8 protein-coding genes and 1 tRNA gene are annotated in these 9,370 nt (G+C 68.1%); 4 read left to right on the top strand and 5 right to left on the bottom strand.

The annotated features are described in order from the left end of the window. Positions 1-610: 610 nt before the first annotated feature. From ACWGO6_RS09190 to galU, 4 genes are all read right to left on the bottom strand, one after another. A tRNA-Ala gene (locus ACWGO6_RS09190) sits at positions 611-683 on the bottom strand. A 52-nt stretch (positions 684-735) separates the two neighbouring features. Further along, positions 736-1,581: a hypothetical protein gene (locus ACWGO6_RS09195; protein WP_452326534.1), complete on the bottom strand. Its 846-nt coding sequence runs from the start codon at positions 1,579-1,581 to the stop codon at positions 736-738. Between the two features lie 91 nt (positions 1,582-1,672). After that, positions 1,673-2,302, bottom strand: a complete 630-nt coding sequence (locus ACWGO6_RS09200; protein ID WP_240745008.1) for a GNAT family N-acetyltransferase — start codon at positions 2,300-2,302, stop codon at positions 1,673-1,675. Positions 2,303-2,327: 25 nt separating this feature from the next. Next, a complete protein-coding gene (gene galU, locus ACWGO6_RS09205; RefSeq protein WP_136041119.1) occupies positions 2,328-3,215 on the bottom strand; it encodes a UTP--glucose-1-phosphate uridylyltransferase GalU in 888 nt (295 codons plus the stop codon). Positions 3,216-3,256: 41 nt separating this feature from the next. Here galU and ACWGO6_RS09210 point away from each other — a divergent pair, with 41 nt between their 5' ends. Genes ACWGO6_RS09210 through mscL form a run of 3 tightly spaced genes read left to right on the top strand, consistent with a single transcriptional unit; the run spans position 3,257 to position 4,588 of the window. Continuing rightward, the gene (locus ACWGO6_RS09210; RefSeq protein WP_136041120.1) at positions 3,257-3,853 is read left to right on the top strand and encodes a 5-formyltetrahydrofolate cyclo-ligase; all 597 of its coding nucleotides are present in this window, start codon (positions 3,257-3,259) and stop codon (positions 3,851-3,853) included. Between the two features lie 15 nt (positions 3,854-3,868). Beyond that, positions 3,869-4,141 carry an FmdB family zinc ribbon protein gene (locus tag ACWGO6_RS09215; protein WP_091029182.1) on the top strand — a complete coding sequence of 91 codons (273 nt, stop codon included), beginning with the start codon at positions 3,869-3,871 and terminating at the stop codon, positions 4,139-4,141. Positions 4,142-4,165: 24 nt separating this feature from the next. Next, positions 4,166-4,588, top strand: coding sequence for a large conductance mechanosensitive channel protein MscL (gene mscL / locus ACWGO6_RS09220; protein WP_452326535.1), 423 nt, complete (start codon positions 4,166-4,168; stop codon positions 4,586-4,588). A 284-nt stretch (positions 4,589-4,872) separates the two neighbouring features. Here mscL and ACWGO6_RS09225 read toward each other — a convergent pair whose 3' ends face one another. Further along, positions 4,873-8,541 carry an AAA family ATPase gene (locus ACWGO6_RS09225; protein WP_376100298.1) on the bottom strand — a complete coding sequence of 1,223 codons (3,669 nt, stop codon included), beginning with the start codon at positions 8,539-8,541 and terminating at the stop codon, positions 4,873-4,875. A gap of 229 nt (positions 8,542-8,770) precedes the next feature. Between ACWGO6_RS09225 and ACWGO6_RS09230 the strand changes: the two genes are divergently transcribed. Beyond that, entirely contained in the window at positions 8,771-9,283 is a 513-nt protein-coding gene (locus tag ACWGO6_RS09230; protein WP_136041124.1) for a methylated-DNA--[protein]-cysteine S-methyltransferase, read from the top strand. Positions 9,284-9,370 lie beyond the last annotated feature (87 nt).

Raw genomic sequence — 9,370 nt, forward strand, 5'->3', positions numbered from 1 at the left:
CGAAGCTAGACGAGGATAATTTGGCATTTGACAAGTGCACGCTGTTGAGTTCTCAAGGATCGGATGCTCCCACGACCCAGCCATCACAGCCAGGCCCGCAGGGCAACTTCTCTATCTTACCGATCTCGTTTCCGTTGTCAAGTCCGAGTTTCTTCGGCCTGACCGTGGGAACGGACCAGCACCTTCATCCTTTTCACTCGGTGAGTGTCTGGGATTCGGGAGGTGTTCGATGCTTGACGGGAGCCGGTCCGAGGACCTCCGCTCAACCGTTTGGGGCGAACAAGTAATAAGTTACGCGGATCCCGGGGATCCGGCAAATCAGGGCGGACCGCCGGGCGTGTCGCACGGAAACCCGCCTCACGGCGCTGTCTCGACGGGCGGCGAGAGCACGCCCCTCGATCACGCCCACGCGCGCGAGTGCGTTCGAGAACAGGTGCGTCCGACAACGGGTGCGTCCGACAGGGAGGGAAACCGGCGTCGTCCCTCACTCCCCGCGGTCACTCCGGCCGCCTGCTCGAGCGAGCACGTCGGCCTAGGAAGCCCGTAGGGACAATGAGAACCCGGTAAAAGAAGAAAGCCCCCGGTTCTCACCGGGGGCTTTCATGTTCTGTGGACCTAAGGGGATTCGAACCCCTGACCTCCTCGATGCGAACGAGGCGCGCTACCAACTGCGCCATAGGCCCGTGAACGAGATCTACGCTATCACGACGAAAGCGCTGCTCGCGTCTGCACCGATCAACCGGCGGCACGTCGCGAGAGCATCTCCCGCACATGCGCCTCGATCTCGGCATCGTCGACGAATCCCATCTTCGCGTACGGAGACGACGCGGCAGGAAGCTGCACGGGTGCGGCCGGCGCCATCTGCTCGGCGCGCTCACGCAGCGCTGCGACTCTGGCCGCCTTGCGGCGCTGCTCCTGCGCCTCGATCTGGGCCTGCGCCGCCTGCGCGCGTGACCCCGACACAGACACCAGCGGCTCGGGCAGCGGACGCGGAGTCCACGTCGCCGGCCCCTGGTCGTGCAATACAGGCGTCGCGCGCTCCGCGATCGGTGCCTTCACCTCGTGGGTGGCGCGCGCCGCACGATTGGCGACCGCAGCCATCCTCTGCAGCGCGATCCCGGCGGGCAGGATCAACGCCCCACCGAGCCACAGCAGCAAAGACAAACCGGCAGCCACGAGCTGCCAGACGCCGAAACCGACCACGGCAAGACCGAGCAGGAGGGAGATGGTCGCGACCATGCGCACCCTGCGACGGGCACGAGCACGACGGATCACCGGATCGGCTCGGGTCGCAGCAAGCTCCTGGCGAAGCGACTCGAGCTCGGCGGCCTCACGTTCCGACTGCACCCGCTTGGCGAGCTTCTGCTGAGCCAGCGCCGTGCGGGCGTTCAGCTCGACGTGCACCTCGCCCGGCGTCTCGCTCGTCTCGGCGAGGATGCGGAGCGCCTGGTTCAGTCGAACGGCGTTGCGTTCCGCGGCGTTGTACTGGAAGCGGCCTCTCCACGACGGGAGGAGATAGAGCATCCAGAGGAGCACGGCGACGAGCACGATCACTCCCCCGCTCAGCACCGGCCCGTCCATATCGACAACGGTACGGGTTCGGAGGTGACAGAGCCGTACAGAAGGGCGCGTGTCGCGGCGAGTCCGTCAGGATCGCCCGGTGATCACCGGCTCAGAGAGCGATGCGGTCGGATGGGGGCACCGTCGCGGCGTCGGGCGGCACCTGACCGCTGAGCCAGCGGGCGAGCACTCCCTGAGGGACATCTTCCCGAGTCAGCGCGAACGCGTAGTGGTCACGCCAGTCGCCGTCGATATGGATGTACCGGCGGCGCAGCCCCTCGTAGCGGAACCCGAGCTTCTGGACGATCCGAAGGCTCGCGGCGTTCTCCGGCCGGATGCAGATCTCCATCCGATGCAGTCCGTACTCCGTGAAGCAGGCATCGGTCGCCAGCGCCACGGCGGTGGGGGTAATGCCCCGACCCGCGAAACGCTCGCTCACCCAATACCCGATCGTCGCCGAGCAGAGGGAGCCTCTCGAGACTCCCCACACGTTCAGCTGCCCGGCGACCTCGCCGTCGTACTCCATGACGAACGGATAGCCCGAGCCGTCACGGTACTGCTGAAGCAGTCGGCGGATGCTGAGCCGCATGTCGAACGAGACGGAACCGTAGGGGACGGTCGCCTCCCACGGCTGGAGCCATGATCTGTTCGCGAGCAGCTCGTGCTGCAGCGGACGGGCGTCCTTCGCACGCACGAGCCGCAGCTCGATCGGTCCGTGTCGCATTCCCGTCGCCAGATCCATGCCGCACCGACCTCCGCAGAATCGCCTAGAGGCGCTCTGCGAACTCCTTGAGCCACGGCCGCAGCTCGGGGCCGAGGTCCTCCCGATCCGAGGCGAGCTGGACGATCGCCTTGATGTAGTCGACGCGGTCGCCCGTGTCGTAGCGGCGTCCGCCGAAGACGACACCGACGACGCCGGGGCCCTCGGGATCGGTCGCGAGCTCCTGCAGCGCATCCGTGAGCTGGATCTCGCCGCCCTTGCCCGGCTCGGTGCGCTCGAGGATCTCGAACACGGACGCGGGAAGCACGTAGCGGCCGATGATGGCGAGGTTCGAAGGAGCGTCTTCCGCCGCCGGCTTCTCGACCAGACCGGTCACACGGACGGCATCCGAGCCCTCGATCGGCTCGACCGCGGCCGCGCCGTACATGTGGATGTTGGCCGGGTCGACCTCCATCAGGGCGATCACTGCGGCGCCGGTGCGTTCGTGCTCGGCGATCATGTCGGTCAGGAGCGGATCGCGCTCGTCGATGAGGTCGTCGCCCAGCAGCACGGCGAACGAGCTGTCGCCGACGTGGGTGCGCGCGCGCAGGACCGCGTGTCCGAGACCCTTCGGCTCGCCCTGTCGGACGAAGTGGATGTCGGCGAGGTCGCTGGACTTCATCACGCGCTCGAGGCGCCCCGTGTCGCCCTTCTCCATGAGCTTCACCTCGAGCTCGGGCACCGAGTCGAAGTGGTTGGAGATCGCGTTCTTGTTGCGGCCGATGATGACGAGGATGTCGTCGATACCAGCGTCCGCCGCCTCTTCGACGACGTATTGGATCGCCGGCTTGTCGACGACGGGAAGCATCTCTTTCGGCATCGCCTTCGTCGCGGGCAGGAATCGCGTGCCCAGTCCTGCCGCGGGAATGACGGCTTTGATCTTGTGGTCAGCCATCCTCCCAGCCTAGCGGTGAGCGTCGCCGTAGACTCGGAGCCATGTCGAATGACGTCGAACACGCCAAACGCGCACTCCGCGCCGAACTGCGCGAACGACGCCAGCTCCTCTCCGATCCGCAGCGCGAGGCCGCTGCCCTGGCGATCGGCGAGCGCCTCGACGCCCTGGTCGACGAGCTCGGCGCGCGGTCGATCTCCTGCTTCCTGTCGACGACGACCGAGCCGGGCACCCGTGACTTCGTGACGAGGGCGGTGCGCCGCGGCATCCGCGTCCTGCTGCCGGTCACCCGCGCCGACGGTTTGCTGGACTGGGCGGTGGCCACCGACGACGACGAGGTCGCCGAGGGGCTGCATGGTCTGCCGGAGCCGACCGGAGAAGTCCTCGGGCCGATCGCGGTCAACGACGTCGACCTCATGATCGTCCCGGCCGCCGCCGTGGACCGCACCGGGATGCGGATGGGCTGGGGACGCGGCTACTTCGACAAGACGATCGGCTCCATGGAGCAGTGTCCGCCCGTCTATGCGGTCATCTATGATTCCGAGGTACTCGACGAACTTCCGCGAGAGGTGCACGACCAGCCCGTGAACGGGATCGTGACGCCGTCGCAGACTCTCACCCTGTCGCCTCGGCGACGCTGAACCGCAAGGACCTCCATGCCCACCTACGCCTATGCCTGCACGTCGTGCGGACACAAGTTCGACGCCGTGCAGAGCTTCGCGGATGACGCCCTGACGGTGTGCCCCGAGTGCGGCGGCCAGCTGCGCAAGCAGTACGGCTCGATCGGCGTGACCTTCAACGGGTCCGGCTTCTATCGCACGGACTCGCGCGCCAAATCCGGTGGATCCTCGGATGCTTCGGCATCATCGAAGACGGAATCGACGACGAGCGCCAAACCGGCAGCTGCGTCGACTCCGGCCTCTTCGTGAGGCCCTGATCTACTGGGGGTTCCCATGCTCAAGGGGTTCAAGGACTTCATCCTGCGCGGCAACGTCATCGACCTCGCGGTCGCGGTCGTCATCGGCGCGGCTTTCACCTCAATCGTCAACGCGGTGGTGTCCAGCATCATCACACCGCTCATCTCGCTCTTCTTCAAGGCCGACTCGATGGGCGGCTTCGGGCCGCAGATCACAAACATCTACGGCGACAAGGTGACGTTCCCGATCGGTGACCTGATCTCGGCGGTCATCAGCTTCCTCGCCGTCGCCGTCGTCGTCTACTTCGTCTTCGTCCTGCCGATGAACACTTTCAAGGCGCATGTCGAGGCCCGCAAGGGAACGCCTGCCGAGGAGCCCGAGGAAGAGCCCGCGGCAGCGACCGAGGCTGAGCTGCTGGTCGAGATCCGCGACCTGCTCAAGGCTCAGCGCGGCGCCTGACGGCCTCCGCTCTTACGCAAGACGCACGGTTCCTCTTCGGAGGGACCGTGCGTCTTTCGTTCGTGGCGCACTCGCCGTCGAACGATCAATAGTGCGGCGGCACGTCCTGGATGAGCTGATCGTCGTTCGGGCCCTTCGCGCCCTTCGGCCGGGCACGCGGCGGGGCCGGATGATCGGTCCCGGTCTCCGGCGCCGGGTCGCTCCCGGGCACCGGCGTCAGCCGTGCGCGACGCGATCCGGGGACTCGCACCACCCGCTGACGCGGAACATCAGGGTCGACCTGGTCAGTCATTCGGGGTGTCGGCGATGTCGAGCGGCTGGGTGTCGTTCTCGGCCCGCGGCACGGTGTCGGAGATACCCAACACGGCAGCAATACGTGTCGCGACCGTCGCCGGATCGCTGTAGAGATCGAAAGCATGCACGCGCACGTAGTGCCAGCCGAGGCGACGGAGCACGTGCGGCCGCAGCCGCAGCGTCTCGCGCAGGGACTCTCCGCGTGACTCCGGGTCGGGCTCGATCACGACCGCTTTGCCCCCGTGCTGCGCGACCAGCGGCAGGAGTCCGCGATAGTCCACGTCGACGGAGGCTCCGAGCCGCCGCAGTTCCCTGGCCAGTGCGAGGGTGAGCGGATCGGCCAGATCCTCGAGCCGCGCATCCCGGCCACGTGCGGCTAGGCCACCGAGGATCGACATGAGTGTGGCTGCGCCGTGCTCGAGGCGTCCGTCATCGAAGGAGGACGGACGGATCGACGAGACGAGGACCATCGAGCGGCGCGCTCGGGTCATCCCGACCGTGAGCAGACGCTCGCCGTCGGGCGTGGAGAGGTCACCGAAGTCGCTCAGGACGCGGCCGTGCTTGGTGAGTCCGAACCCGAGCGAGAAGATCACACGATCGCGACTCTCGGCCACGGACTCCTCGAGGGTCAGGACGGCGAACGGCTCCGCAGTGTCACGACCGACGAAGTCCGCCACGTCGGAACGTCCGGCGAAGGCGGAGGTGACCGCGGCGCGCACGCGCTCGGCATGACGCGCGCTGGCGGTGACGACCATGAGGGATTCCGTCGGCCGGTGCACGGCGTGCTCGACCACGAGGGTCACCACTCGCGCGACCTCGGCATCGGGGCTCTCGACCGCACCGGACACCGGGTCGGGGGTCCCGGTGCCGCCCTCGACGTAGTCGACCGTGAGGCTGCCTCGCCCCAGATACGAGCCCGCCCACGGGAGGGACACGATCTCGCCCCCGTAGAACGCGTCGTTGATGAGCTCGGCGAGATCCTCGCCGCCGGCGCGGTAGCTGCGCGTCAGAGTCATCACGGGCAGGAGCTCGGACAGGCGCTCGAACACGGAGACGTCGTCGAACGGCACCTCCGCCTCCCACGTATCCTCCGGATCGACGGCGATATGGAACGGCGTGGGGCGCTGCGTGACCGGATCGCCGAACGCGACCACCTGGCGTGCTCGGCGGATCGCCGGTGCGGCCTCGGCCAGATTGATCGCTGCGGCATCGACGAGCAGCACGGTGTCGAACTCGACCGACTCCGGGATCTCAGGTACGAGGTACGGGGAGGAGATCCAGACGGGAGCGAGCACGTCGACGAGCGTCGGCGCGGCGCTGACGACCTGCGCGGTGGTCGCAGCGGGCTGAGTCAGCGCGCGCCGGAGATGCTGCGACTGCTGCGGTTCGTCGACGATCCCGATCCGCCACTGGTTGGCGAGCTGCCATGCGAGCAGGGGGCCCGCCATCGCGGCATGCGCCTCGTCGACGAGCCGGAAGTCGCGTTCGAGGCGATCCACCACGGCGGTGTTCGCACCGAGGAGCGCGCGGTTGTCCTGCAGTGCGCGCTCGAGGAGCGACTGCCACCAGGCGAACTCGAGCTCCTCCCCCACCTGCGACTCGGCCACGTGCCGCACCGAGAGCTCGGCGAGCAGCGGCTCGAGCCCGAGAAGCGCGAGGCGATCGCGCAACTGCGCGCGTTCCACGAGGTTCTCGAAGACGTCGGATTTGGCGGCGAGACCGGCAAGAGTGCGGACGAGCCGTGCGACAGGGAGCGATGCGAGCGGCTCGCGGCGGCCCAGGGCGGCATCCAGCTCGGCGAGCTCGGCCTCGACCCGCTGCCAGGCCACGTACACATCGGCGAGACCGAGCGGGATCTCCGGCGCGACGCCCGCCTCGACGTAACGCTGCCACTGTGTGCGCTGGGTCTGGATCCGCAGCAGCGCCTCGTGCATCTCGGTGACGTGGACGCCAGGACGCACGTACTCCTTCGCCAGACGCCGGAGCCGCCGCCGGTTCGCTCCGGAGAGACCAGGGGCGTCACGACGCGAGCCGTGCGCCTGGATGAGCTCGCCGAGCGGCCGCTCGAAGACTGTGGGACTGAAGCGGTCGAGCGAGTCGCGGATGCCCTGCAGCAGGCGCAGATACTCGCCGAGCTCGTCGATCGTCGCGAACGGTCGCATGTGCGTCTGAGCGATCAGTTCGTAGCCGCGCTCGAGAAGAGCGGGGACGCTGTCCGAGTGCAGCCGACCGGCCAGCTCGTGCGCAGCCCGGGCTGCCTCGGTGCTGGTGAAGGTCACGCCGTACCACGGCGAATCGTTCGGGCCGAAGCGGAACTCGCCGAGACGCGCAGCTTGCGCGAGCGCTTCTGCCGCCTCACGTCGATCTGCCGCGAGCCGGCGAAGGGCATCGGTTCCGAGCCGGGCAGTGGTCGACGGCGGCACCGGCAGCGACGCGAGCCGGGTGAGCTGGCGGGTCGCGTCGAGCACCGAGGCGTTCACGCCGGCGATGGGAGCCGTGAGCGCCTGGCGATAGTCGCGCAGGACCGTCCGGAGGCGCACCAGCGCGTCGTCGACCTCGCTGACCTTGGGGGCCGTCGCCTTCTCGTTGCGGCCGATCGCCCTGACCAGGTCGCGACGCACGCTCGCCGGCGAGATCGCCAGGCTGTCGAGCCCGATGCCGGCGAGCCGATGACGAACGCCGTCGAGCGTCGAACGACGGGCCGAGACCACGAGCACGCGCTTGCCGCCGCGGACGAGTTCGCCGAGTGCATTGATCACCGTCTGCGTTCCGCCCGTGCCGGGGAGCGTCGCCACCGTGAGCGAGTGCCCGGCGGCGATGCGGGCGAGAACGGCCTCCTGCTCGGCGTCCGCGTCGAGAAGGAGATTGTCCGATGCGGGAGCCCGATCGTCGGGTCCGGTGTGGTGGGGCGTGGCCCGAGGCGCCGTGACACGCTCTCGGTCGCCGACATGACCGCCCAGCGCGTTGAGGAGCACGTGATCGAGGCTGCCGGCGTCACGCGCCATCGCTCCGGAGACGTCGGCGAAGGTCGACACGACCAGGCGCGGCTCCACCGAGAAGGTGTCGATCGAGCGGGTCAACACGCGCAGGTTGTCGATCACGGGTTGCGGCTTGAAGATCCCGCCGTCGTACGCGAGCGCTGCAAGCGATGCGGCATCGATCGACAGGCCGAAATGGTCCCGGGCGATGCGGACGAGTTCGGGATTGACTTCGAAAGCCCCCTGAAGCTTGAGTTCGAAGTCGGAGTGATGCCGGCGGATCGCCAGCGGCCGCAGCAGTACCGGCGCGGCGAATCCTGCTCCGCCGATGCGCCACCGGGCGACTCCTACCGCCAGGTGCACCGCCTCGATTCCGCGGACCGTGCGCAGTTCGGTGTTCTTCGCCGTGATGCGCTCGGCGGCGAGACGCGCCGTGCGCAGACCCACCTCGTCGCGGAAGAGATTCGACAGGAGCGTGGATTTTCCGGTGATGAACTGCGGCAGGCTGCCGGGATGGGCCTTGGAGATGTCGATGCCCGATTCCGGGCTGTCGCGGAAGCTCACCAGCGGAGACGGGCCGCCGAGATCGGCCGCTTCCGCCCGCAACCGGGTGCGCTCAGCCTCGGCGGCATGGGCGATATCGACGCCGGTCGTGGTCTCGTGCAGATCGCCGATGGACACAGCAGCGTCCGCCGCTGTGTTCTCCGCAGTCTTGTCATCACGTCGCCACACAATGACACCCTAGGCGCGAGACCGGGCGAGCTGGGGTATCCCAGGCGGGTTTCCGCCGAATCTCCGCCCTCGAGAGCCGATCCGCACTTCTCCTGCCCTGAGCCGATCAGCGTCATGTTCTCCACTCCGCCCGGGAGGCCGGCACTCCCCGCACGGCGATGCCGGTCAGGATGGTCGCATGACGTTCCGCTATGACTTCGCCCCGACTCCGTTCGGCGATGCCCTCGCGGTGTTCTCGGACGAGGGCATCGTGCGATTCGACCTCTCCGAGTCCGAAGACCCGCTGGTGCCCTGGCTTCTCGAGGGCATCACCCGACAGCTGGGCACCGTTCCCGTCCCCGACCCCGGTGCCGCCGACGAGCTCGCACATCTTCTGGCCGACTATTTCGACGGTGATCCGGTGCGCTTCGACCAGCACCTCCGGCTCGACTGGCGGCTGGTGGATGGTTTCGCTCTTGCCGCACTGCAGACGATCTGCACGATCGAATGGGGCGAGACCATGAGCTACGGGGAGATCGCCGTCCGCGCCGGCCACCCCGGAGCGGCCCGCGCGGTCGGCACCGCGTGCAGGCTCACGCCGTTCTCGATCATCGTGCCGGTGCATCGCGTCGTACGGTCGGACGGAAGCATGGGCCAGTACGGCGCGCACCCGGAGCGCAAGCGATACCTGCTCGACCTCGAGGCCGGTTGAGCGGAGCGGACGCGGACGTGGACCCGGCGAGCTACACCACCGCCTGCAGAGGGTCGGTGTCCATCTGCCCGATCATCGCGGTCGGAA

This window comes from Microbacterium sp. NPDC055665, from assembly GCF_053618035.1.